We start from the raw sequence: 26,352 nt of genomic DNA, 5'->3' as shown, positions 1-26,352 counted from the left end.
AATTACAGGAGAAAAATCATGTCGAAAAAATACATCATAGGGATTGATGGCGGAAGTCAGAGCACAAAAGTGGTGATGTACGATCTGGAAGGTAACGTGGTTTGCGAAGGCAAAGGCTTATTACAGCCGATGCACACGCCGGATGCCGATACCGCAGAACATCCTGACGATGATTTATGGGCATCATTATGTTTTGCCGGTCACGATTTGATGAGCCAGTTTGCCGGAAATAAAGAAGATATTGTTGGCATTGGTCTGGGATCAATCCGTTGTTGCCGTGCGTTATTGAAAGCCGATGGCACGCCAGCCGCGCCGTTGATTAGCTGGCAGGATGCACGCGTAACGCGTCCCTACAAACACACTAATCCTGATGTGGCGTATGTCACCTCTTTTTCGGGTTATTTGACGCACCGTTTAACGGGCGAGTTTAAAGACAATATCGCCAACTACTTTGGTCAATGGCCGGTGGATTATAAGACCTGGGCATGGAGCGAAGATGCTGCGGTAATGGAGAAGTTTAATATCCCGCGCCGGATGCTGTTTGATGTGCAAATGCCGGGCACCGTGCTTGGGCATATAACACCACAAGCTGCACTTGCGACACATTTCCCGGCAGGACTGCCGGTAGTGTGTACCACCAGTGATAAACCGGTAGAAGCACTAGGTGCCGGGTTACTGGACGATGAAACGGCAGTGATTTCATTAGGCACCTATATCGCGCTGATGATGAACGGCAAAGCACTACCGAAAGATCCGGTAGCGTACTGGCCAATTATGTCTTCTATTCCGCAAACGTTGCTGTATGAAGGTTACGGTATTCGCAAAGGTATGTGGACGGTGAGCTGGCTACGCGACATGTTGGGCGAGTCGTTAATTCAGGATGCCAAAGCGCAGAATCTGTCGCCGGAGGATTTGCTCAACAAAAAGGCGTCTTGCGTACCACCGGGTTGTAACGGACTGATGACGGTGCTGGACTGGCTGACCAACCCGTGGGAACCGTATAAACGCGGGATTATGATCGGCTTTGATTCCAGCATGGACTACGCATGGATATATCGTTCGATTCTGGAAAGCGTGGCACTGACGCTGAAGAATAATTACGACAATATGTGTAATGAAATGAATCACTTTGCCAAACATGTGATCATTACTGGCGGCGGTTCGAACAGCGATCTGTTTATGCAAATTTTTGCCGACGTGTTCAACCTTCCGGCACGGCGTAACGCCATTAACGGCTGTGCAAGTTTGGGAGCAGCAATCAATACGGCGGTAGGTCTGGGTCTGTATCCGGATTACGCAACGGCAGTCGACAAAATGGTTCGCGTGAAAGATATCTTTATGCCTGTTGAGTGCAATGCCAAACGCTACGACGCGATGAATAAAGGCATTTTCAAAGACCTAACCAAACACACTGATGTGATTTTGAAAAAATCGTATGAAGTGATGCATGGTGAGCTGGGGAGTGCGGATTCGATCCAGAGCTGGTCGAATGCGTAAGTAAGGAAGACCGGGCGGGAAACTGCCCGGGCTGAACCCTACTGAAAGGTTTATCCCCGCTGACGCGGGGAACTCTTATCAGCGGCCAGACCTGCGTTCGGTGAATACGGTTTATCCCCGCTGACGCGGGGAACTCACTACCAGCATGAACACAAGAAGAATGGTCCACGGTTTATCCCCACTGACGCGGGGAACTCTCTAAACATAACCTATTATTAATTAATGATTTTTTAAGCCAGTCACAATCTACTAACTTTACAGGATCACACAAACAACACATCTACTATGTTAAAGAGCACTTAATCCATTGACTGAAAAGGTAAATATTTAAAATAAATCTATAAAAATTAAAATCTGCCAAACTTCACCGCAATAATTTTCACTCCAGCGAAAAATTAACGCCACAGAATTTGTAGAGAATGGCAATGATTAGTCCATGATGGGCAAAATGGAGGTTTTTCAGAGGCGACAAAGAATATAAATGAGTGGAATTCTTTTACAGGTTCCACCCATTTATAACGCTTATAAATGTTTAGTCAGGCAATATTCAAATATTTATGCGTTTGCATCGACAAACGCCAGTTCCGCGCAATGCAGGTATCGATACATAAACGCGTGGCATCTTCTTTCTGACTAATCGGCTGAAGGGCAATGACTCGCGGTTTATCATCGGTCAGCGTCGCCAACAATTCATCCAGTGCTTCAATATCCCGTACGCGTCCAACCGGATGTTTAATTTCATTAGCTCGTTCCAGCGCCTGAGACAACACTTCATAGCCGCCGCGCATGTTCAGCTTTGGCGACACGGTAACCCAGGTATTCGGTGTGCAACGCACCTCATGAGTGCCGCTGGTTTCGATCTGGCAGCTAAAACCGTTCTTTTCTAGCAGGTCAGTCAATGGCAGCAAATCATGAATGCAAGGTTCACCACCAGTAATCACCACGTGACGCGCGGTATACCCCTGACGACTTATGACCGCTAACAAATCTTCGCTGCTCGCAGCCCCCCACTTATCACTCTCTTTGGTTTTCGCCAAAATGCTAAAAAGAGAAACTTCCCGATCCTCAAGTTTTTCCCATGTGTGTTTGGTATCACACCAGGCACAGCCGACCGGGCATCCCTGTAAACGAATAAAAATGGCGGGGACGCCGGTAAAGTAACCCTCACCTTGCAGGGTCTGGAACATCTCGTTAATCGGGTACTGCATAGCATTCTCTGTAAAGTGGATAATTGTTAATTATTGCAGATTTCCCCCGCCCGGTCATGCGCAGCGGCTGTGCTATAAATGGACGTAAAAAAACCCGCCGAAGCGGGTTTTTTATTAAGATGCTAAGTCAGACTTATGCCTGGCCTTTGATCTCTTTACGACCGTTGTACGGTGCTTTTTCGCCCAGAGCTTCTTCAATACGAATCAGCTGGTTGTATTTAGCAACACGGTCAGAACGGCTCATAGAACCGGTTTTGATCTGGCCTGCAGCAGTACCAACAGCCAGGTCAGCGATGGTAGCGTCTTCAGTTTCACCAGAACGGTGAGAGATAACTGCAGTGTAGCCAGCGTCTTTCGCCATCTTGATTGCAGCCAGAGTTTCGGTCAGAGAACCGATCTGGTTGAATTTGATCAGGATGGAGTTAGCGATACCTTTTTCGATACCTTCTTTCAGGATCTTGGTGTTGGTTACGAACAGGTCGTCACCAACCAGCTGGATTTTGTCGCCCAGAACTTTGGTCTGGTATGCGAAACCGTCCCAGTCAGATTCGTCCAGACCGTCTTCGATAGAAACGATCGGGTACTGTTTGGTCAGTTCTTCCAGGAAGTGAGTAAATTCTTCAGAGGTGAACGCTTTGTTGCCTTCGCCAGCCAGAACGTATTTACCGTCTTTGTAGAATTCAGAAGCTGCGCAGTCCATCGCCAGAGTGATGTCTTTGCCCAGTTCATAACCAGCAGCTTTAACAGCTTCAGCGATAACAGCCAGAGCTTCAGCGTTGGAACCCAGGTTCGGCGCATAGCCACCTTCGTCACCAACAGCAGTGTTCATGCCTTTCGCTTTCAGAACTTTTGCCAGGTGATGGAAAACTTCAGAACCCATGCGGATGGCTTCTTTCACAGTTTTCGCGCCAACCGGCTGAATCATGAATTCCTGGATATCAACGTTGTTGTCAGCGTGCTCACCACCGTTGATGATGTTCATCATCGGAACCGGCATAGAGTATTTGCCCGGAGTGCCGTTCAGTTCAGCGATGTGCTCGTACAGCGGCATACCTTTAGCAGCTGCAGCAGCTTTGGCGTTAGCCAGAGATACAGCCAGGATTGCGTTCGCGCCGAATTTGGATTTGTTTTCGGTGCCGTCCAGGTCGATCATGATCTTGTCAATGCCAGCCTGATCTTTAGCATCTTTGCCAATCAGCGCCTGAGCGATCGGGCCGTTTACCGCAGCAACAGCTTTGGTTACGCCTTTGCCCAGGAAACGGGATTTGTCGCCATCGCGCAGTTCCAGTGCTTCACGGGAACCAGTAGAAGCACCTGACGGAGCAGCTGCCATACCGACGAAACCACCCTCCAGGTGTACTTCGGCTTCAACAGTCGGGTTACCACGGGAGTCGATGATTTCACGACCGATGATTTTTACGATTTTGGACATTAGGGTTTCCTCAAGTCACTAGTTAAACTAAAACTCCAGACAAACAACGCGTACCCTGGGTACGCGTTGCCGTTCTAACTTTTTTACTTACTTCGCCTGACGTTTCTGGAACTCGCTGGCGGCTTTCACAAAGCCGGCAAACAGCGGGTGGCCATCACGTGGAGTAGAAGTAAACTCCGGATGGAACTGACAAGCCACGAACCACGGGTGATTCGGAACTTCGATGATCTCGACCAACTGATCATCCCCGGAACGGCCCGCAACGCGCAGACCTGCATCTTCAATCTGTTTCAACAGCATGTTGTTGACTTCGTAACGGTGACGATGACGCTCAACAATTGTCGGCGCATTGTACAGCTGGCGAACCAGGCTATCGTCAACCAACTGGCACTGCTGTGCGCCGAGACGCATGGTGCCACCGAGATCGCTCTTCTCGCTACGAACTTCAACGTTGCCGTTTTCATCACGCCACTCGGTAATCAGCGCCACAACCGGGTACTTACAGTCTGGCACAAATTCCGTAGAGTTGGCGTTCTCCATGTTGGCAACATGTCGAGCGTAATCAATTAACGCCACCTGCATACCCAGGCAAATGCCCAGATAAGGAATATTGTTCTCACGCGCAAAGCGTGCGGTAGTAATCATGCCTTCTACGCCACGATAGCCGAAACCGCCAGGTACGAGGATCGCGTCCAGACCTTTAAGGATTTCAACACCGCGCGTTTCAACATCTTGTGAATCGATCAGTTTGATGTTGACGCTGACACGATTCTTCAGCCCACCGTGTTTCAGTGCTTCAATCACGGATTTGTAAGCGTCCGGCAGTTCGATGTACTTACCGACCATACCGATGGTGACTTCACTCACCGGATTCGCTTCTTCAAAGATAACCTGTTCCCATTCGGACAGATCCGCTTCCGGGCAGTTCAAGCTGAATCGTTTACAAATATAATCGTCCAGCCCCTGAGATTTCAACAGGCCCGGAATTTTATAGATGGAATCGACGTCTTTCAGAGAAATAACCGCTTTTTCCGGAACATTACAGAACAATGCAATCTTCGCACGTTCGTTTGCCGGTACGGCGCGATCTGAACGACAAATCAGGATGTCAGGCTGGATACCGATAGAGAGCAGCTCTTTTACAGAGTGCTGAGTCGGTTTAGTTTTGACTTCACCAGACGCTGCCATGTACGGCACCAGCGTCAGGTGCATAAACAGAGTATGTTCGCGGCCAATTTCAACAGCCAACTGGCGAATCGCTTCGAGGAACGGCAGAGATTCAATATCACCTACAGTACCGCCGATTTCGACCAGAACCACGTCGTGGCCTTCGCCACCGGCAAGAACGCGTTCTTTGATAGCGTTAGTAATGTGCGGGATAACCTGTACGGTTGCGCCAAGGTAGTCGCCACGGCGTTCTTTACGCAGAACGTCAGAGTAGATACGACCCGTGGTGAAGTTGTTACGGCGGCTCATTTTGGTACGAATGAAACGCTCGTAGTGCCCCAGGTCCAGGTCGGTTTCAGCGCCGTCTTCAGTAACGAACACTTCCCCGTGTTGGATTGGGCTCATAGTACCTGGATCGACGTTGATGTACGGATCCAGTTTCATGATGGTCACATTGAGGCCACGGGCTTCAAGAATGGCTGCGAGGGAGGCTGCGGCAATGCCTTTACCCAGAGAGGATACGACCCCGCCGGTCACAAAAATATAGTTCGTTGTCATGCTGAACCTGAGAAGTTAGGTTGAAAAGACGATGGAATAACCAGGACGGGAAAGCAGTATACCCGAACATGACCTGTGCCACAAACTTTCATTATCCCTCCTCTTCGCCAGCGCACTATTGAAATCAGGAGTGAGAAAATAGCCCCTTTGGGGTAAATGTTTTTGACGCAAATCAATCGCTTGTCATTTAAAAAATGACACAAATCGCGCTTGACCGCGTAATTCCCTTAGAGATCAATTTCCTGCCGTTTTACCTGTTGCCAGACTTCTTCCATTGTTTCGAGGTCAACACCTGTCATTTCCAGTCCACGCGCGGCAACAATACGCTCCACTTCGCGAAAACGACGCTCGAATTTTTCGTTTGCTTTTTGCAATGCAATTTCCGCTTTTGTCCCTAAATGGCGAGCCAGGTTGACCGTAGCAAACAGCAGGTCACCCATTTCTTCCTCCAGTTTAGCCTGGTCGACAACAGCCTGCCGCGCCTCGTACATCACCTCGTCGATCTCTTCGTAGACTTTATCGACCACGGGGCCAAGTGTTGTCCAGTCGAAGCCAACGTTGGCGCAGCGTTTCTGGATTTTTTGCGCACGCATTAAGGCCGGTAAACTACGAGGAATATCGTCCAGCGCCGAATGCTGCGCTTTCTGTGCGCGTTCTTCAGTTTTTATTTGCTCCCAACGGGCAAGCACTTCACTGCTGTTTTCGGCAGAACTGTCGGCAAAAACATGTGGATGGCGACGCTCTAATTTATCGCTAATCGCAGCGCAAATATCATTAAAGTCAAAGCGCCCTTCTTCCTGGGCCATTTGCGCGTAAAACACCACCTGGAACAGCAGATCGCCGAGTTCACCGCGCAGATCGTCAAAATCTTCGCGGGCAATGGCATCCAGCACTTCGTAGGTTTCTTCAAGGGTATAAGGTGCAATAGAGGCGAATGTCTGCTCTTTATCCCACGGGCAGCCGTTATCCGGGTCGCGAAGACGCTGCATAATAGTGAGCAAACGGTCGATTTGATTCATTGGAATGTCCTGAAAATTGCGGGTCTGTCAGGTGTAATACCTTCGAGTAAAAGATATCGCTGGATACGGCTGACGCCATATCCAGCTATGTAAGATTAATTCCCGTGCAACCGACGCGCGTCGATAACGTCCGGCACCTGATTGAGCTTACCCAGCACGCGCCCCAGCACCTGCAGGTTATAAATCTCAATGGTCATGTCGATGGTCGCCAGTTGCTGTTTGGTATCGCTACGGCTGGCAACGCCCAGTACGTTCACCTTCTCGTTGGCGAGAATGGTGGTGATATCACGCAACAGACCGCTACGATCGTTCGCCGTTACGCGAACCACCAGCGAATACCCAGCGGAGTAGCTTTCGCCCCATACCGCGTCAACAATGCGTTCCGGCGCATGAGAGCGCAGTTCCGCCAGTTGTTCGCAATCGGCGCGGTGTACTGAAATACCACGTCCCTGGGTAATAAAGCCGACAATCTCATCCCCAGGAATCGGCTGGCAGCAGCGCGCGATGTGGTGCATCAGGTTGCCGACACCTTCTACCACCACGCGACCGTTATCTTTACTGCGGTTTTGCGGCGTATAGCTTTTTTGCTGAAGCTGCTTCAGCGCGGCGGCGTCCTGCTCTTCGGCACTCGGCTTATTAAATTGCGATTGCAGGAAGTTCACCATCTGATTGAGACGGATATCCCCGCCGCCAATCGCCGCCAGCAACTCATCAACATCATTGAAGTTGTAACGCGGCAGCAGGTGTTTTTCTGCTTCTTTCAGGCTGATCCCCAGATGTTCCAGCTCGTCGTCAAGGATTTGCCGCCCAGCCAGAATGTTTTTGTCACGATCCTGTTTACGGAACCAGGCGTGAATTTTCGAACGCCCACGGCTGGTTGTGACGTAACCGAGGTTTGGGTTTAACCAGTCACGGCTGGGGTTCGGCTGTTTCTGGGTGATAATTTCGATCTGGTCGCCCATCTGCAACTGGTAGGTGAACGGCACGATGCGCCCGCCAATTTTTGCCCCGATGCAGCGGTGTCCGACATCACTATGGATGTGGTAAGCGAAGTCCAGCGGCGTTGATCCCGCAGGCAAATCAACGACATCACCTTTCGGCGTAAAGACGTACACCCGGTCGTCAAAGACCTGGCTGCGTACTTCGTCGAGCATTTCGCCGGAATCGGCCATCTCTTCCTGCCACGCAATCAGTTTACGCAGCCAGGCAATCCGGTCTTCATGTCCCGAACGTGTGCCGCCAGCAGCCGCGCCTTCTTTGTATTTCCAGTGCGCAGCAACGCCCAGTTCTGCATCTTCATGCATCTGTTTGGTGCGGATTTGGATCTCAACGGTTTTACCGCCCGGCCCCAGCACCACGGTGTGAATAGACTGATAACCGTTCGGTTTCGGGTTCGCGACGTAATCGTCGAACTCATCCGGCAGATGGCGATAGTGAGTGTGCACTATCCCCAACGCGGCGTAGCAGTCCTGTAAACGCTCGGCGACAATACGTACTGCACGCACATCAAACAGCTCATCAAAGGCGAGATTCTTTTTCTGCATTTTGCGCCAGATGCTGTAGATGTGTTTCGGACGACCATACACTTCAGCTTTAACGCCTTCAGCTTTCATCTCAGCGCGCAGATGACCGACAAACTCTTCGATGTAGTGTTCGCGGTCGAGGCGGCGTTCATGCAGCAGTTTTGCAATGCGTTTGTATTCGGTCGGGTGGAGATAACGGAAGCAGTAATCTTCCAGCTCCCATTTCAGTTGCCCGATCCCGAGACGGTTCGCCAGCGGCGCGTAGATATTGGTGCACTCTTTTGCCGCCAGTACGCGTTCATCTTCCGGCGCGTCTTTTACTTCGCGCAGATGAGCAATACGCTCTGCCAGTTTGATGACCACGCAGCGAAAATCATCGACCATCGCCAATAACATCCGGCGAACGTTATCGACCTGTTCGGAGGATACAGAATCGGTGTGCGTCGCTTTCAGCTGGCGGATCGCCGCCATATCACGCACACCGTGAATGAGATTCACGACCGACTTACCGACGCTCTCACGCAGCACATCTTCGCTGACTACGTTGGCATCCGCCAGAGGGAACAGCAGCGCCGCCCGCAGCGTGTCAATGTCCATACTTAATGTCGAGAGGATTTCCACCATCTCAACACCACGCCACAATAGCAGACTGGCATCCGGATGCCCCTGCGTCTGCTGCAGACAATACGCCCAGGTTTCGGCTAAGCACTCACACGACTTCTGGCTGGTAATACCCAGACTTGCGATCCATTTTTGCGGATCAAATTCACCAGCCTTATTGATATGTGCACTTCTTACCGCAACCATCGTCCTCTCCTTTAGGGACCAGACCTGCCGAAATCAGCAAATCGTAACTATTTTACGCGCGAGAAAAGTACCATCGATTCCAGATGTCCCGTGTGTGGGAACATATCCAGCATCGCCAGCCGCGCAATGGTATATCCTGCTTTTAATAACGCTTCGCTATCCCGAGCCAGCGTTGCAGGGTTACAGGATACATAAACTATACGAATGGGTTCCAGTTTTATAATTTGTTGCATAACACCTGCGGCACCTGCTCGCGCTGGGTCCAGCAACACTTTATCGAAGCCGCTTTTCGCCCACGGCTGCTTTGTGACATCTTCTTCAAGATTTTCGTGATAAAACGTCACATTTTGTAAGCCATTAAGGCGCGCATTCTGCTGGCCTTTTTCCACCAGTGCCGGAACACCTTCTACGCCCACTACGTTTGCCGCACGAGTGGCTAACGGCAGCGTAAAATTGCCCATGCCGCAGAACAGATCCAGCACGCGCTCGTCAGGTTGCACATCAAGCCACTCCAGCGCGCGCGCCACCATTTTCTGGTTCACACCCGCGTTGACCTGAATAAAATCGCGCGGGCTAAAAGTTAAGCGCAACCCGTTTGAGTCATACCAGGGCATCTCACCAGAGACCGTTTCGAGTATCTCACTATCGGGGGCGAGATACAGATCCAGGCCTTCAGAATGCGAAAAGCGTTCCAGTTTTTCGCGATCAGCCGAACTTAGCAGTGCGGTATGGCGCAAAATTATCAGCGTGCCGCTGGTTGCCTGCACCAGTTCAACATGCCCAAGGTGGCGCATTCCCTGTAAGCTCGTCAGACATGCTCTGACTTTGGGCAGCAATGCTTCAAGTTGGGGCACTAAAACAGGGCATTGTTTAACATCGACAATGTCACTGGAACCCGCTTTGCGAAATCCCATCTGGAGTTGTTGTGTTTTCGGCTGAAAGTTCAGACTTAAACGCGCACGCCGCCGATAGCCCCAGGGGACGTCGGCGATCACTTCAGATACGTCGTGTTTCATTAACCGGGCGAGCGCCGCACTTTTGCTTCGCTGCTGTAAATCCACGCTGGCGTGTTGTTGCTGACAGCCACCGCATACGCCAAAATGAGGGCAGCGTGGCGTTTCGCGTTCCGGACTGTCGCTTAACCGCCGTACGACTTTAGCGCGGGCATACTGTTTTTTATCTTCAGTAACAGTAACTTCCGCTTTTTCCTGCGGCAATAATCCGGGGATAAATAGCGTTTTGCCGTTATGTCGCGCCACGCCCTGACCAAAAGAGTCGAGGTCGTTGACTGAAACGGTTATGATCTGACGCGTCGTCGTGCGTCGTTTTGCAGAGTAGAATTGCGCCATTGGCGAGACTTTCTCAATTTAACAGTGTGACCTTAATTGTCCCATAACGGAACTCCATGACCAACTACAGCCTGCGCGCACGCATGATGATTCTGATCCTGGCACCGACCGTCCTTATTGGTTTATTGCTGAGTATCTTTTTCGTCGTGCATCGCTATAACGACTTGCAGCGTCAACTGGAAGATGCCGGTGCCAGCATTATTGAGCCGCTTGCAGTTTCTACTGAATATGGCATGAGCCTGCAAAATCGCGAATCTATCGGTCAGTTAATAAGCGTACTGCATCGTCGCCATTCCGATATTGTTCGCGCGATTTCGGTTTATGATGAAAATAACCGACTCTTTGTCACCTCCAATTTTCATCTTGATCCTTCATCAATGCAGCTCGGCAGCAACGTGCCGTTTCCTCGCCAGCTCACTGTCACACGTGACGGCGACATTATGATCCTGCGCACACCGATTATTTCTGAGAGTTATTCCCCCGACGAATCGCCCAGTAGTGATGCCAAAAATAGCCAGAATATGTTGGGATATATTGCGCTTGAGCTGGATCTTAAATCGGTTCGCTTGCAGCAATATAAAGAGATCTTTATTTCCAGTGTGATGATGCTGTTTTGTATCGGTATTGCGCTTATTTTTGGCTGGCGCTTAATGCGCGATGTAACCGGTCCAATTCGTAACATGGTGAATACCGTCGACCGCATCCGTCGTGGGCAACTCGACAGCCGGGTGGAAGGATTTATGCTCGGCGAGCTGGATATGCTGAAAAACGGTATCAACTCGATGGCAATGTCGCTGGCAGCTTATCACGAAGAGATGCAGCACAATATCGACCAGGCGACGTCCGATCTGCGGGAAACGCTAGAGCAAATGGAAATTCAGAACGTTGAGTTGGATTTGGCGAAAAAGCGCGCCCAGGAAGCGGCACGTATTAAATCCGAGTTTCTGGCGAATATGTCACATGAGCTGCGTACACCGCTGAATGGTGTTATTGGCTTTACCCGCCTGACGCTGAAAACAGAATTAACGCCAACACAGCGCGATCACCTGAATACCATTGAACGTTCGGCAAATAATTTGCTGGCAATTATTAATGATGTTCTCGACTTCTCGAAACTGGAAGCGGGCAAGCTGATTCTGGAAAGTATTCCGTTCCCATTGCGTAGCACGCTGGATGAAGTCGTTACCCTGCTGGCACATTCTTCTCACGATAAAGGGCTGGAATTAACGCTCAATATTAAAAGCGACGTGCCCGATAACGTTATTGGTGACCCACTGCGTTTACAACAAATCATCACTAACCTGGTGGGGAATGCGATTAAATTCACCGAGAATGGCAACATTGATATTCTGGTAGAAAAACGTGCGCTAAGTAATACCAAAGTGCAGATTGAAGTGCAGATTCGTGATACCGGTATTGGTATTCCTGAACGCGATCAATCGCGCTTATTCCAGGCCTTCCGACAGGCTGATGCCAGTATTTCCCGCCGTCATGGTGGCACCGGGCTGGGGCTGGTGATCACACAGAAACTGGTTAATGAAATGGGCGGCGATATTTCGTTCCATAGCCAGCCGAATCGCGGTTCTACCTTCTGGTTCCACATTAATCTCGATCTGAACCCGAATATTATTATCGAAGGGCCATCTACCCAGTGCCTCGCCGGTAAGCGTCTTGCCTATGTCGAACCGAACTCCGCAGCAGCACAATGTACGCTGGATATTTTAAGTGAAACGCCGCTGGAAGTGGTTTATAGCCCAACGTTCTCCGCGCTGCCTCCCGCGCATTACGACATGATGTTGTTAGGGATTGCAGTGACCTTCCGCGAGCCGCTGACGATACAACATGAGCGGTTGGCGCAAGCGGTGTCAATGACCGATTTCCTGATGCTGGCGCTTCCTTGTCATGCACAGGTCAATGCCGAAAAACTCAAGCAAGATGGTATCGGCGCGTGTCTACTGAAACCGTTAACGCCTACGCGCCTGTTGCCAGCACTGACGGAATTTTGTCATCACAAACAAAACACACTTTTGCCTGTTACCGATGAAAGTAAGCTGGCAATGACAGTCATGGCGGTTGATGACAACCCCGCTAACCTGAAACTTATCGGCGCGTTGCTGGAAGATATGGTGCAACATGTGGAGCTTTGCGATAGCGGGCATCAGGCCGTTGAACGAGCAAAACAGATGCCGTTCGATTTAATCTTAATGGATATTCAAATGCCGGACATGGACGGCATTCGGGCGTGCGAACTCATCCACCAGCTCCCACATCAGCAGCAAACGCCGGTTATCGCGGTAACGGCACATGCGATGGCAGGGCAAAAAGAGAAACTGCTTGGCGCGGGGATGAGCGATTATCTGGCAAAACCGATTGAAGAAGAGCGATTGCATAATTTGCTGTTGCGCTACAAGCCTGGCAGCGGTATTTCCTCTCGCGTCGTAACACCAGAAGTGAACGAAATTGTGGTGAACCAGAATGCAACCCTCGACTGGCAACTGGCACTACGCCAGGCAGCAGGAAAAACCGATTTAGCGCGCGATATGCTGCAAATGTTGCTCGATTTCCTGCCAGAAGTTCGCAACAAAGTTGAGGAACAACTGGTTGGAGAAAACCCGGAAGGCCTGGTTGATTTGATTCATAAACTGCATGGCAGTTGCGGCTATAGCGGTGTGCCGCGTATGAAGAATCTCTGCCAGCTGATTGAACAACAGCTACGCAGCGGTACTAAAGAAGAAGATTTGGAGCCAGAGCTTCTGGAATTGCTGGACGAGATGGATAATGTGGCGCGAGAAGCCAGCAAAATTCTTGGGTAATAAATATTTTATCGAGTAAAAACCGGCTTCTTATGAAGTCGGTTTTTGATTGAGGGCAAAGTGCCTGTGTTTATGCCGGATGCGGCGTTAACGCCTTATCCGGCCTACAAAACCAATTAAATTCAATGAATTAAAAAATCATGTAGGCTTGATAAGCGCAGCGCATCAAGCAATTTTTGCGTTTGACATCAGTCTCAAACCGGCTCCAGACAGAGCCGGTTTTGGTTTTCTGTCTTAACGCACCATGCACGGACGCTTGTTATCGAACGTCCAGCCAGGAATCAGGTACTGCATTCCCATCGCATCATCACGCGCGCCAAGCCCGTGTTTCTGATACAGCTCATGGGCTTTCATCACTTGATCCATATCGATTTCTACACCCAACCCCGGTTTTTCTGGCACCTGAACCAGACCGCCTTTGATCTCGAACGGTTCTTTGGTCAGGCGCTGATTGCCTTCCTGCCAGATCCAGTGTGTATCAATCGCGGTGATTTTACCCGGTGCAGCAGCGGCAACATGGGTAAACATCGCCAGGGAAATATCGAAGTGGTTGTTAGAGTGTGAACCCCAGGTCAGGCCAAATTCATGGCACATTTGCGCCACACGCACTGAACCTTGCATCGTCCAGAAATGCGGGTCAGCCAGCGGGATATCAACGGATTGTAACGAGAGCGTATGGCCCATCTGCCGCCAGTCGGTGGCTATCATATTGGTTGCAGTCGGCAGGCCAGTTGCGCGACGGAACTCTGCCATCACTTCACGCCCGGAGAAACCTTGCTCCGCACCACACGGATCTTCTGCATAAGCCAGAGAACCTTTCAGGTATTTACCAATTTTAATCGCTTCGTTCAGCGACCAGGCACCGTTAGGATCGAGCGTAATACGCGCCTGCGGGAAGCGTTTCGCCAGCGCCACAATAGACTCGGCTTCTTCTTCTCCGGCCAGTACACCGCCCTTCAGTTTGAAATCATTAAAACCATATTTTTCATATGCTGCTTCCGCCAGGCGCACCACAGCATCCGGCGTCATCGCTTCTTCGTGACGCAGGCGATACCAGTCGCATGAGTCATCCGGCTGGCTTTGATACGGCAGCGGTGTAGCGTTGCGATTGCCGACAAAGAACAGATAACCGAGCATTTCGACTTCGCTACGCTGTTGACCATCGCCCAGCAACGACGCCACGTTAACCCCCAGATGCTGCCCCAGCAGATCCAGCATTGCCGCTTCAATTCCAGTCACCACATGAATCGTGGTACGCAGGTCAAAAGTCTGCAAACCACGCCCGCCAGCATCACGATCGGCAAACGTGTTACGCACCAGCGTCAGAACGTTTTTGTACTCGCCCAGCGTTTTACCCACCACCAGCGGAATCGCATCTTCCAGCGTTTTACGGATTTTCTCGCCGCCGGGAATTTCCCCTACGCCAGTGTGACCAGAATTATCTTTGATAATCACAATATTACGCGTGAAGAACGGTGCGTGTGCACCACTCAGATTCATCAGCATACTGTCATGACCCGCCACCGGGATGACCTGCATTTCAGTAACAACAGGCGTCGTAAATTGAGAACTCATGTTTATGTCCTTATTCAGAATCAATGACGGCCGAAAACGGGACGTTTACGGTCAGAAATTCAGGAGCCGGGATGTTAATCTGGGTTATCATCTTACTTTCCCGCGACAGGTTTCAGCTCAATACGCTTGATATCGCCCACCAGCACCAGGTAGCTCAGTACCGCGATTAAGGCATGAACCCCAACATAAATCAGCGCCCCATTAAACGAGCCAGTCGTGCCAACGATATAACCAATTGCGATTGGCGTGACGATGCCAGAAATGTTACCGAACATGTTGAACAGGCCACCGGAAAGACCACTAATCTCTTTTGGCGCGGTATCTGCCATTACGGCCCAACCCAGCGCCCCGATGCCCTTACCGAAGAAGGCCAGCGCCATAAAGCCGATGATCATCCACTCAACGTTGACGTAGTTACAGAACACCATCACCATCGACAGCAGCATGCCCATCACGATCGGCGTTTTACGCGCAATGTTCAGCGAACCCGTGCGACGCATCAGCCAGTCAGAAATAATCCCACCCAGCACGCCGCCGATAAAACCGCAAACCGCCAGAACAGAAGCCACAAAGCCCGCTTTCAGAATTGACATCCCACGCGCCTGCACCAGATAAACCGGGAACCAGGTGATAAAGAAGTAAGTCATGGCGTTGATACAATACTGACCGATATAAACGCCGATCATCATCCGCGAACCTAGCAACTGTTTGATCTGCCCCCACTTCACGCTGAACGGCACTTTAACTTTGGTGTTTTGCTGATCCATATTGATCAGCGCCCCGCCCGCAGCAATGTAGTCCAGCTCTTTCTGATTTACGCCCGGATGTTGATTTGGCTCGTGGATGACTTGCAACCAGATAAAGCTGATGACAATGCCCAGACCGCCCATAAAGAAGAAAACGTGTGACCAGCCCACTTCATGAGTCAGCCAGCCCATAATCGGCGCGAAGATAACCGTTGCGAAGTATTGTGCGGAGTTAAAAATCGACACCGCCGTTCCCCTTTCCTGCGCAGGAAACCAGGCCGCTACAATGCGACTGTTGCCGGGGAAAGAGGGCGCTTCAGCAAGCCCGACCAGGAAGCGCAGCGTAAACAGGGCAACGATAATGCCGAATCCACTAAAGATATCGACGAAGCCTTGCAGCAAGGTAAACATCGACCAGATAAAGATCGACCAGAAGTAGACGCGTTTTGAACCAAAGCGATCCAACAACCAGCCACCTGGGATCTGCCCTATTACATAAGCCCATGAGAAAGCAGAGAACACATAACCCATTCCCACGGGATCAAGGCCGATATCTTTGGCCATTTCTGAACCGGCGATAGAGAGCGTAGCGCGGTCGCCGTAGTTGAAGGATGTGACGATAAACAACATCACCACTATCCAGTAACGAGCATTCGTGCGTTTTTCAACACTGCTCGCAGCCTGACTTAAAGAACTCATTGTTGCACTCCTGAAAATTCGCGTTAGCCACGCTCACTCTGGACTGCAATACCGCCAGGAAATCAGAGGTGACGTAGGGTGTTTTTTGCCGTTTTTATAGGTCGTTCGCCGAATGCGGCGCGTGTTTATATCTGGCAATAGCAGTATAAAAAGCGCGCCATAGCGGCTCACCGTGCAACAACACAACATTAATGCGTTCAATGAGGCCCGATTTTGGCATTAGCCCTGGACGGTGGAATCAACTTCACGGAAATGAAAACAAGAACAAGAAAGGAAGGGTTATAACGGAGAAATAAAGAAGAGTATGAAATGGATCGCTTGACTCCAGGCAAACGCCAGTAAAAAACCGTCACATTTGCAAGTTTTTACTGGCATTTGCCTGAAAGGATTCGATTCAGTTTGCTTAAAACGGCAATTTGTCAGGACAACAGCGTGCCCCAATGTTCGACCCACGGGTTTGATTCCGTTTCCGGTTCCGGGTTCTCACTGGCGTCAATCAGCAGCATTTCCCCTATCCGCTGCGCACTCTGTTCCTGCAACAAGGCATCGAACTGTTTGCCGCCGTTGCAGAAATTCACATAGCTACTGTCGCCGAGCGCAATTACGCCATAACGAAGATTCGGCTGAAAACCAAGGCTATCTTTGATTCCCTGAAAAAGCGGCACAATGCTGTCAGGCAGGTCGCCTTGCCCGGTCGTGGACGTAACCACCAGAACGAACTTGTCCTGATAGAGCAGCCAGTCGCTTAATTCTGGATCTTCAAACACCGTGGCTTTGTGCCCCTGCGCAGTCAGAATTGCTTCCGCTTCCTCCGCCACTAACAGTGAATTTCCGTACATGGTGCCCACAAAAATACCAATTTCCGCCATACCGTTTTCTCCCTGGATTAGGAACTTATCTCACCATCCTGACCTGATGGCGCACTGAACTCAACCCTTTCATTTTCAGGAAGCAGACCACGCCAGCCAAATTGTGATAACGCCTGCATCCAGGTGTCGTCCAGACCCGCGTGAATAGTCAGCGGTTCGCCGGTGAACGGATGCGTCAATGATAACTGGCTGGCATGTAGCATTAACCGCTGGAGGCCAAAATGTTCAGCCCCACTGCGATTCTGGCGTAAATCGCCATGTTTGCTGTCGCCAATAATTGGATGACGCAAATGGGCGAGATGGCGTCGGAGCTGATGTTTGCGTCCGGTTTTCGGCTCCAGTTCCACCAAGCCGTAGCGCGTGGTCGGATAACGTCCGGTTGCGACTGGCATTTCTACCGTCGCCAGACCGCGATAATGCGTTACCGCTGGCTGTGGCCCTTTATCTTCACGGGCAAATTTATCAGCGATTTTGTCCAGTTCTTCCACCAGTGGATAATCCAGCACCGCTTCTTCCATTAGCCAGCCACGAACTATCGCATGGTAACGTTTCTGGATTTGATGCTGTTCAAACTGTTGTGCCAGCAGCCGTCCAGCTTCGCTGGACAGTCCCATCAGCAATACGCCGGAAGTAGGTCTGTCCAGGCGATGCGCGGTAAACACGTGCTGGCCTATCTGGTCACGCACGGTTTGCATGACCACCACTTTCTCATCGCGATCCAGCCAGCTACGGTGGACCAGCCAGCCGGACGGTTTATTTACCGCAACCAGCCATTCATCCTGGTAGAGTATTTCCAGCATCAGTTTGCGTCATCCGCAAAAAGGGCATCCAGCTTTTCCAGTTCCGCCAGAATAAGCGTGCGTTGCGGGTGATCCGTCGCCAGCGCCATTTCATAGTACGGCGCCACGGCAAATGCCCCCGGTAATGGCTGGTTGTTATCTAATAAATCGTGCATTCGTGGGATAAGCACCCACTGCAACCACTCCAGTGGTTCCATGGTGTCCATAAAGAACGGTTGGGTACTGTTGAATTGATGCGGCTGGGGCTCATCGTTTCGCCAGTGCTGATGTTCACGCAGTAACGATTCAAGCGCCTGCAACTGAAGACGAACGCGGTCATGAGTGGTCATAAAGCAACCTCAATAAGAAAAAACTGCCGCGAAGGATAGCAGGAATAAAAAAAGGGAGCACTGTATTCACAGTGCTCCCGGTTCGTTTAGCAGCAATCCAGCTACTTTTGTTGCTCCCTGCTCATCCTTGACAACTTTTCCTCTGGTCTTGCGACCAATTGTTCATCCTGAACTATTGCTTCCTGCTCACACCACCCCGATGTGATACTTCATCCTGAAGTGTCCCTGGCCTTCCTGACCCACCGAATCATCCTGACCGGTTCTCATTCTCCATCCTGGAGGTGTCCTTTAACGCATCCAGCGTTTTCCTCTTCGCTTCATCCAGAAGCCTTTCCCTGAAACACCGTCCTGGCGTGTCCTTCAGAAGTGTCATCATCCTGATGTTCACTTCGTTGTCTGACTCCCTGTCGACGAAGATAGAATCGTCTTTTTCGCTGAGTCTTACAAGGCGCTTACAGACAAAGCCTTAAGGATAATTTCATATGAAAGTTAAGAAATTTCATATAATCTATTGATTATAAATAAAAATATCGATTCTTATCTGTTTGAGTATTCGCTTATTTCCTGGCGATCTCCTACAGGGTCTGTAAGAGATCTCTCACAACCAGACGGGGTATTTGGATTACAGAAGAGGCTTAAGTTGGTTAAGGAATTCCGCAAGATTTGAGGCTAAATGCGTCCGTTTACGCGTTCCCAGCGTCTCTTTGCACACTTCACCAGAGAGATTACATACCGAGATGACCTCTAACTCTTCTTCCAGTGTTGCGATAAATAGCGTGGGCGGCAGTTTTAACCGTTTCTGAGTCACCAGATGACCAATCAGATTTTCCTGCACCCGGCGGAAGTCGTCTTCGCTCCAGGTTTGCAGTAATGTCAGTTTGATATCGCCAAACTGCGCATGCATATCCCCGGCAAACTGGGTTGTATAGAATGTATGAATTGTGGGTTGTATCACAATATCAAACACCCGTTCAACCGCGTTTACATTTTGTTCACCGGTAAACGGCTGGGGTTGCCAGTATACGGCGTCATCGGTGGTTGAAATAATGCATGGTGAAGGCACGCCATAGAGCTCCTCACTTAACGGCCAGCTTTTATGCTCTTCATGCCACGCATCGCAGTAGCGTGCAGTAAAATCTTTCAGGGCTTGTGCGGTCAAATCGTCCACTAATTTCTCTCTTCACTTAAACCAGATACACTTGTCGTTTAGTTTATCTGGTTTATGACGGTGAAACATGTCTTCTTATACAAACCATCAGGCACTTGCGGGCCTGACTCTCGGAAAATCAACCGATTACCGGGATACCTATGACGCCAGCCTGCTGCAAGGCGTTCCGCGTAGTCTGAATCGCGATCCTCTGGGCCTGAAAGCGGATAACCTGCCTTTTCACGGCGCGGATATCTGGACGCTGTATGAGCTTTCCTGGCTGAATGCCAAAGGTTTGCCACAGGTCGCTGTCGGTCATGTTGAACTTGATTACACCAGCGTAAATCTGATTGAGTCGAAGAGTTTTAAGCTCTATCTCAATAGCTTTAACCAGACGCGTTTTAATAACTGGGAGGAGGTACGCCAGACGCTGGAGCGCGATTTAAGCACCTGTGCCCAGGGTAAGGTTAGCGTGGCCTTATATCGTCTTGATGAACTGGAAGGCCAGCCGATGGGACATTTCAATGGCACCTGCATTGATGAACAGGATATCGCTATCGATAACTATGAATTTACCACTGACTATCTTGAGAATGCCGCCAGCGGTGAAAAAGTGGTGGAAGAGACGCTAGTCAGCCATTTGCTGAAGTCAAACTGTCTGATCACCCATCAGCCAGACTGGGGGTCAATCCAAATTCAGTACCGTGGACACAAAATTGACAGGGAAAAACTGCTGCGCTATCTGGTTTCTTTCCGTCATCACAACGAGTTCCATGAGCAATGCGTAGAGCGTATTTTTAATGACCTGCTACGCTTCTGCCAGCCAGAGAAATTAAGCGTCTATGCGCGTTATACCCGTCGTGGCGGCCTGGACATTAACCCCTGGCGTAGCAATAGCGACTTTGTCCCATCGACGACCCGACTGGTACGACAATAAATTTTTTCTCATTTTTGCGTACTGGATTCACGCATAGAGTTGTGAAAGGCCATCAGGCAGGGCTATTGTAATCAAAGGGAATGACGATATTCGTCCCATAAGGAGTTTTTCTTGATTACACATATTAGCCCGCTTGGCTCCATGGATATGTTGTCGCAGCTGGAAGTGGATATGCTTAAACGCACCGCCAGCAGCGACCTCTATCAACTGTTTCGCAACTGTTCACTTGCTGTTCTGAACTCCGGTAGTTTGACCGATAACAGCAAAGAATTGTTGTCTCGTTTTGAAAGTTTTGACATTAACGTGCTGCGCCGTGAACGTGGCGTTAAGTTAGAACTGATCAATCCCCCGGAAGACGCTTTTGTCGATGGGCGCATTATTCGCGCCTTGCAGGCCAACTTGTTCGCTGTTCTGCGCGACATTCTCTTCGTCTATGGGCAAATCCATAACACCGTTCGTTTTCCAAACCTGAATCTCGACAACTCTGTCCACATTACTAATCTGGTCTTTTCTATATTGCGTAATGCTCGCGCACTGCATGTCGGCGAAGCGCCAAATATGGTTGTGTGCTGGGGCGGTCACTCAATCAACGAAAACGAGTATTTATATGCCCGTCGCGTCGGAAATCAGCTGGGTCTGCGTGAGTTAAATATCTGCACCGGTTGTGGTCCAGGAGCGATGGAAGCGCCGATGAAAGGCGCAGCAGTGGGTCACGCTCAGCAGCGTTACAAAGACAGCCGTTTTATTGGTATGACAGAGCCGTCGATTATCGCTGCTGAACCGCCTAACCCGCTGGTCAACGAATTGATCATCATGCCGGATATCGAAAAACGTCTGGAAGCGTTTGTGCGTATCGCTCACGGCATCATTATCTTCCCTGGCGGTGTGGGTACGGCAGAAGAGTTGCTCTATTTGCTGGGAATTTTGATGAATCCGGCAAATAAAGATCAGGTCTTACCGCTGATCCTCACCGGTCCGAAAGAGAGCGCCGATTACTTCCGCGTACTGGACGAGTTTGTCGTGCATACGCTGGGAGAAAACGCGCGCCGCCATTACCGCATTATCATTGATGACGCTGCTGAAGTCGCTCGTCAGATGAAAAAATCGATGCCGCTGGTGAAAGAAAATCGCCGTGACACCGGTGATGCTTACAGCTTTAACTGGTCAATGCGCATTGCGCCAGATCTGCAAATGCCGTTTGAGCCGTCTCACGAGAACATGGCTAATCTGAAACTGTACCCGGATCAACCCGTTGAAGTGCTGGCTGCTGACCTGCGTCGTGCGTTCTCCGGTATTGTGGCGGGTAACGTAAAAGAAGTCGGTATTCGCGCCATTGAAGAGTTTGGGCCTTATAAAATCAACGGTGATAAAGAGATAATGCGTCGTATGGACGACCTGCTTCAAGGTTTTGTCGCCCAGCACCGTATGAAGTTGCCTGGCTCAGCCTACATCCCTTGCTACGAAATCTGCACCTAATCTCCCCTCCCCCGGTAACGTTTGTTGCCGGGTTTTTCTCTTATTTGGTCACTCACTCACCAATCCATTTCATTTGTTATCTGAATGTTTCAACGCATCATAAGACACTTAATATCACCAATATTAATATGTCATACAATTTATATTGCCACGCAAACGTTTACCTGCTTTCATAAACCGCATTTTATTACTGTGAAAAAGAAATTCTTATCATGATTAACTAAAAGTATTGATTTTTTCAGTTCAACCTACATATATTGCGCGCCCCGGAAGAAACCAGATATCGTTTAGTGGGAAAATATTGCCCTTAAATTCTCTTTTACTTTTGATTTACAGAGTAAAGAGTTGGGATTATCTATCTTCTAAGTAGATTATTGTATTTGAGATCAAGATCACTGATAGATGCATAACTTGTGTGTATCTTTCCGCCCTCAAATTATTACGGCGGAAAATGATTAAGCCATCGCCGATAGACAGATTTCATTTTTACGGCCAGGCACCTTCCCGGGCTGAACTGGCTAAAAGCTGAATTATTTGCATTCCTCCAGGAGAAATAGATGGAAACGACTCAAACCAGCACGATTGCGTCGAAAGACTCTCGCAGTGCCTGGCGCAAGACAGACACCATGTGGATGCTGGGCCTCTACGGCACGGCAATCGGCGCGGGTGTACTGTTCCTGCCAATCAACGCCGGTGTTGGCGGTATGATCCCGCTGATCATCATGGCCATCCTTGCGTTCCCGATGACGTTTTTTGCTCACCGTGGCCTGACTCGCTTCGTACTGTCTGGTAAAAACCCAGGCGAAGACATCACTGAGGTAGTAGAAGAACACTTTGGTATTGGTGCAGGTAAACTGATTACTCTGCTGTACTTCTTCGCTATCTACCCGATCCTGCTGGTTTATAGCGTGGCAATCACCAACACGGTTGAAAGCTTCATGTCTCACCAGCTGGGTATGACGCCGCCGCCGCGTGCGATTCTGTCCCTGATCCTGATCGTGGGTATGATGACCATCGTTCGCTTCGGTGAGCAGATGATCGTTAAGGCGATGAGTATTCTGGTATTCCCGTTTGTTGGCGTACTGATGCTGCTGGCTCTGTACCTGATCCCGCAGTGGAACGGCGCAGCTCTGGAAACGCTGTCTCTGGACACTGCATCTGCAACCGGAAACGGTCTGTGGATGACCCTGTGGCTGGCGATTCCGGTAATGGTATTCTCGTTCAACCACTCTCCGATCATCTCTTCTTTCGCCGTTGCGAAGCGTGAAGAGTACGGCGATATGGCAGAACAGAAATGCTCGAAGATCCTGGCATTCGCTCACATCATGATGGTGCTGACCGTAATGTTCTTCGTCTTCAGCTGCGTACTGAGCCTGACTCCGGCAGACCTGGCTGCGGCTAAAGAGCAGAACATCTCGATTCTGTCTTACCTGGCGAACCACTTTAACGCGCCGATCATCGCGTGGATGGCTCCGATTATCGCGATTATCGCTATCACCAAATCCTTCCTCGGCCACTACCTGGGTGCGCGTGAAGGCTTCAACGGTATGGTGATCAAATCTCTGCGTGGTAAAGGTAAGTCTATCGAAATCAACAAGCTGAACCGTATCACTGCACTGTTCATGCTGGTAACGACCTGGATTGTTGCTACGCTGAACCCAAGCATCCTGGGGATGATTGAAACCCTGGGCGGTCCAATCATCGCGATGATCCTGTTCCTGATGCCGATGTACGCAATCCAGAAAGTACCGGCAATGCGTAAGTACAGCGGTCACATCAGCAACGTATTCGTTGTCGTGATGGGTCTGATTGCTATCTCCGCAATTTTCTACTCTCTGTTCAGCTAAATCCTTTCGCGCCGCTTTCGGGCGGCGCTTCCTCCGTTTTAACCCGATGAATTTCCTATGATTAGCGTATTCGATATTTTCAAAATCGGCATTGGTCCTTCCAGTTCCCATACCGTTGGACCAATGAAAGCGGGTAAACAATTTACCGACGATCTGATTGCCCGTAACCTGCTTAAAGACGTGACCCGCGTGGTGGTTGATGTCTACGGCTCGCTCTCTCTGACCGGTAAAGGCCACCACACTGATATCGCCATTATTATGGGGCTGGCGGGTAACCTGCCGGATACCGTTGATATCGATTCCATCCCTGGTTTTATTCAGGATGTGAATACTCATGGTCGCCTGATGCTGGCAAATGGTCAGCACGAAGTGGAGTTCCCGGTTGATCAGTGCATGAACTTCCATGCCGACAACCTTTCTCTGCATGAAAACGGTATGCGCATTACCGCGCTGGCGGGCGATAAAGTTGTTTACAGCCAGACTTACTACTCCATCGGCGGTGGCTTTATCGTTGATGAAGAACATTTTGGTCAGCAGGATAGCGCACCGGTTGAAGTTCCTTATCCGTACAGCTCAGCAGCCGATCTGCAAAAGCATTGTCAGGAAACCGGGCTGTCACTCTCTGGCCTGATGATGAAAAACGAACTGGCGCTGCACAGCAAAGAAGAGCTGGAACAGCACCTGGCGAATGTCTGGGAAGTGATGCGCGGCGGTATTGAGCGCGGTATTGCCACCGAAGGCGTGCTGCCAGGCAAACTGCGCGTTCCACGCCGTGCGGCGGCTCTGCGCCGGATGCTGGTCAGCCAGGACAAAAACACCACTGACCCGATGGCGGTTGTTGACTGGATCAACATGTTCGCTCTGGCGGTGAACGAAGAGAACGCTGCTGGTGGTCGCGTGGTGACTGCACCGACTAACGGCGCGTGCGGGATTATCCCGGCAGTGCTGGCGTACTACGACAAGTTTATCCGTGAAGTGAACGCTAACTCACTGGCTCGTTACCTGCTGGTGGCAAGCGCCATTGGTTCTCTTTATAAGATGAACGCCTCGATTTCTGGTGCCGAAGTCGGCTGCCAGGGCGAAGTTGGCGTAGCGTGCTCTATGGCAGCGGCGGGTCTGGCAGAACTGTTAGGCGCAAGCCCGGCACAGGTATGCATCGCGGCAGAAATCGCAATGGAGCATAACCTCGGCCTGACGTGTGACCCGGTTGCCGGACAGGTACAGGTGCCGTGCATTGAGCGTAATGCCATTGCGGCAGTGAAAGCGGTGAACGCCGCGCGTATGGCGCTGCGCCGTACCAGCGAGCCGCGCGTCTGCCTTGATAAAGTTATCGAAACCATGTACGAAACAGGTAAAGATATGAACGCCAAGTACCGTGAAACTTCTCGCGGCGGCCTGGCAATGAAGATTGTTGCCTGCGATTAATCTCTCTCCAGAGGCCTCGTTTTGCGAGGCCTCACATTGTTGAGAATGTGCCTGTTGTTTATGTCGGATGCGGCGTAAACGCCTTACCCGACCTACAAAACAGCGAAAATTCAATAGATTGTAATTCTTTTGTAGGCATGATAAGCGTAGCGCATCAGGCAATTTGGCGTTGTCATCAATATCAGACCTCGTTTTGCGAGCTCTCTTCCCGATTTCTCATCCAGCCGTAGCCTGTTCCGACATCGAATGTTACCCTTATCGCCTGATCTTTAAGGGGGTTATCGTGGCTGTTCATTTGCTTATTGTCGATGCACTGAATCTTATTCGTCGCATTCATGCCGTGCAGGGCTCGCCCTGCGTGGAGACCTGCCAGCACGCGCTCGATCAGCTCATTATGCACAGCCAGCCAACCCACGCCGTCGCCGTTTTTGATGATGAAAACCGCAGTAGCGGCTGGCGTCATCAGCGTTTACCGGATTACAAAGCCGGTCGTCCGCTAATGCCGGAAGAGTTGCACAACGAAATGCCTGCGTTACGCGCAGCCTTTGAACAACGCGGAGTCCGATGCTGGTCAGCCAGCGGCAACGAAGCAGATGACTTAGCCGCCACGCTGGCAGTAAAAGTGACCCAGGCCGGGCATCAGGCAACCATTGTTTCGACAGATAAAGGCTACTGTCAGCTCCTTTCACCTGCACTGCGTATTCGTGATTACTTTCAGAAACGTTGGCTTGATGCGCCGTTTATCGATAAAGAATTTGGCGTTCAACCTCAGCAATTACCCGATTATTGGGGGCTGGCGGGGATCAGCAGCTCAAAGGTGCCGGGTGTTGCGGGGATTGGGCCAAAAAGCGCCACGCAGTTACTCGTCGAGTTTCAGAGTCTGGAAGGGATATATGAAAATATCGACGCGGTTGCCGAAAAGTGGCGCAAGAAACTGGAAGAACATAAAGAGATGGCGTTTCTGTGTCGCGATATTGCCCGCTTACAAACCGACTTGCATATCGACGGCAATTTACAGCAATTGCGGTTGGTACGATAACGGCGTGCCGAATACTACCGATTAACACCTCATTGAATTAAATGCACTTGTAGGCCGGATAAGACGCGGCTAGCGTCGCATCCGGCATTA

19 protein-coding genes are annotated in these 26,352 nt (G+C 50.4%); 7 read left to right on the top strand and 12 right to left on the bottom strand.

Annotated features, from left to right (window positions below):
* Positions 1–18 precede the first annotated feature (18 nt).
* Positions 19–1,497 carry an FGGY-family carbohydrate kinase gene (locus FC814_RS07280; protein WP_137325730.1) on the top strand — a complete coding sequence of 493 codons (1,479 nt, stop codon included), beginning with the start codon at positions 19–21 and terminating at the stop codon, positions 1,495–1,497.
* A 536-nt stretch (positions 1,498–2,033) separates the two neighbouring features.
* On the opposite strand, the gene queE is transcribed toward FC814_RS07280, so the two are convergent.
* The 6 genes from queE to rlmD all read right to left on the bottom strand — a co-directional run bounded on the left by queE (position 2,034) and on the right by rlmD (position 10,560).
* Complete coding sequence (queE, locus tag FC814_RS07275; RefSeq protein ID WP_001199980.1) at positions 2,034–2,705, bottom strand: 7-carboxy-7-deazaguanine synthase QueE; 672 nt, start codon at positions 2,703–2,705, stop codon at positions 2,034–2,036.
* A gap of 133 nt (positions 2,706–2,838) precedes the next feature.
* Positions 2,839–4,137 carry a phosphopyruvate hydratase gene (gene eno, locus FC814_RS07270; RefSeq protein WP_000036723.1) on the bottom strand — a complete coding sequence of 433 codons (1,299 nt, stop codon included), beginning with the start codon at positions 4,135–4,137 and terminating at the stop codon, positions 2,839–2,841.
* A gap of 87 nt (positions 4,138–4,224) precedes the next feature.
* Positions 4,225–5,862, bottom strand: coding sequence for a glutamine hydrolyzing CTP synthase (gene pyrG / locus FC814_RS07265; RefSeq protein WP_000210857.1), 1,638 nt, complete (start codon positions 5,860–5,862; stop codon positions 4,225–4,227).
* 227 nt (positions 5,863–6,089) lie between these two features.
* Complete coding sequence (mazG, locus tag FC814_RS07260; protein ID WP_001071625.1) at positions 6,090–6,881, bottom strand: nucleoside triphosphate pyrophosphohydrolase; 792 nt, start codon at positions 6,879–6,881, stop codon at positions 6,090–6,092.
* A 95-nt stretch (positions 6,882–6,976) separates the two neighbouring features.
* Positions 6,977–9,211 (bottom strand): GTP diphosphokinase, encoded by a 2,235-nt coding sequence (gene relA, locus FC814_RS07255; protein WP_137325729.1) that lies wholly within the window; start codon positions 9,209–9,211, stop codon positions 6,977–6,979.
* 47 nt (positions 9,212–9,258) lie between these two features.
* The gene (rlmD, locus tag FC814_RS07250) at positions 9,259–10,560 is read right to left on the bottom strand and encodes a 23S rRNA (uracil(1939)-C(5))-methyltransferase RlmD (protein ID WP_137325728.1); all 1,302 of its coding nucleotides are present in this window, start codon (positions 10,558–10,560) and stop codon (positions 9,259–9,261) included.
* Positions 10,561–10,616: 56 nt separating this feature from the next.
* Here rlmD and barA point away from each other — a divergent pair, with 56 nt between their 5' ends.
* Entirely contained in the window at positions 10,617–13,373 is a 2,757-nt protein-coding gene (gene barA, locus FC814_RS07245) for a two-component sensor histidine kinase BarA (RefSeq protein WP_000186436.1), read from the top strand.
* Between the two features lie 234 nt (positions 13,374–13,607).
* On the opposite strand, the gene gudD is transcribed toward barA, so the two are convergent.
* From gudD to syd, 6 genes are all read right to left on the bottom strand, one after another.
* Positions 13,608–14,948 (bottom strand): glucarate dehydratase, encoded by a 1,341-nt coding sequence (gudD, locus tag FC814_RS07240; protein WP_105282790.1) that lies wholly within the window; start codon positions 14,946–14,948, stop codon positions 13,608–13,610.
* 92 nt (positions 14,949–15,040) lie between these two features.
* Positions 15,041–16,393 carry a galactarate/glucarate/glycerate transporter GudP gene (gudP, locus tag FC814_RS07235; RefSeq protein ID WP_137325727.1) on the bottom strand — a complete coding sequence of 451 codons (1,353 nt, stop codon included), beginning with the start codon at positions 16,391–16,393 and terminating at the stop codon, positions 15,041–15,043.
* Positions 16,394–16,812: 419 nt separating this feature from the next.
* Positions 16,813–17,262: a flavodoxin gene (locus FC814_RS07230; RefSeq protein WP_000807742.1), complete on the bottom strand. Its 450-nt coding sequence runs from the start codon at positions 17,260–17,262 to the stop codon at positions 16,813–16,815.
* A gap of 17 nt (positions 17,263–17,279) precedes the next feature.
* The gene (truC, locus tag FC814_RS07225) at positions 17,280–18,062 is read right to left on the bottom strand and encodes a tRNA pseudouridine(65) synthase TruC (protein WP_000890001.1); all 783 of its coding nucleotides are present in this window, start codon (positions 18,060–18,062) and stop codon (positions 17,280–17,282) included.
* A complete protein-coding gene (locus FC814_RS07220; protein ID WP_000207002.1) occupies positions 18,062–18,391 on the bottom strand; it encodes a YqcC family protein in 330 nt (109 codons plus the stop codon). The genes truC and FC814_RS07220 overlap by 1 nt, the downstream gene beginning before the upstream one ends.
* 622 nt (positions 18,392–19,013) lie before the next feature.
* Complete coding sequence (gene syd / locus FC814_RS07215) at positions 19,014–19,559, bottom strand: SecY-interacting protein (protein ID WP_137325726.1); 546 nt, start codon at positions 19,557–19,559, stop codon at positions 19,014–19,016.
* Between the two features lie 67 nt (positions 19,560–19,626).
* Here syd and queF point away from each other — a divergent pair, with 67 nt between their 5' ends.
* The 5 genes from queF (at position 19,627) to xni (ending at position 26,262) form a co-directional block, all read left to right on the top strand.
* Positions 19,627–20,475 (top strand): NADPH-dependent 7-cyano-7-deazaguanine reductase QueF, encoded by an 849-nt coding sequence (gene queF / locus FC814_RS07210; RefSeq protein ID WP_137325725.1) that lies wholly within the window; start codon positions 19,627–19,629, stop codon positions 20,473–20,475.
* A 111-nt stretch (positions 20,476–20,586) separates the two neighbouring features.
* Positions 20,587–21,951, top strand: coding sequence for a nucleotide 5'-monophosphate nucleosidase PpnN (gene ppnN / locus FC814_RS07205; protein WP_000628011.1), 1,365 nt, complete (start codon positions 20,587–20,589; stop codon positions 21,949–21,951).
* 557 nt (positions 21,952–22,508) lie between these two features.
* Complete coding sequence (gene sdaC / locus FC814_RS07200; RefSeq protein WP_000450473.1) at positions 22,509–23,798, top strand: HAAAP family serine/threonine permease SdaC; 1,290 nt, start codon at positions 22,509–22,511, stop codon at positions 23,796–23,798.
* A 57-nt stretch (positions 23,799–23,855) separates the two neighbouring features.
* Complete coding sequence (gene sdaB, locus FC814_RS07195; RefSeq protein ID WP_000626400.1) at positions 23,856–25,223, top strand: L-serine ammonia-lyase II; 1,368 nt, start codon at positions 23,856–23,858, stop codon at positions 25,221–25,223.
* A 283-nt stretch (positions 25,224–25,506) separates the two neighbouring features.
* Positions 25,507–26,262, top strand: a complete 756-nt coding sequence (gene xni, locus FC814_RS07190) for a flap endonuclease Xni (RefSeq protein WP_137325724.1) — start codon at positions 25,507–25,509, stop codon at positions 26,260–26,262.
* Positions 26,263–26,352 lie beyond the last annotated feature (90 nt).

This window comes from Escherichia sp. MR, assembly GCF_005280595.1.
In the GTDB taxonomy this organism is placed as follows: Bacteria; Pseudomonadota; Gammaproteobacteria; order Enterobacterales; family Enterobacteriaceae; genus Escherichia; species Escherichia ruysiae.
The sequence above is the reverse complement of the archived record's forward strand: the minus strand, read 5'-3'. Positions and strand labels throughout refer to the sequence as shown.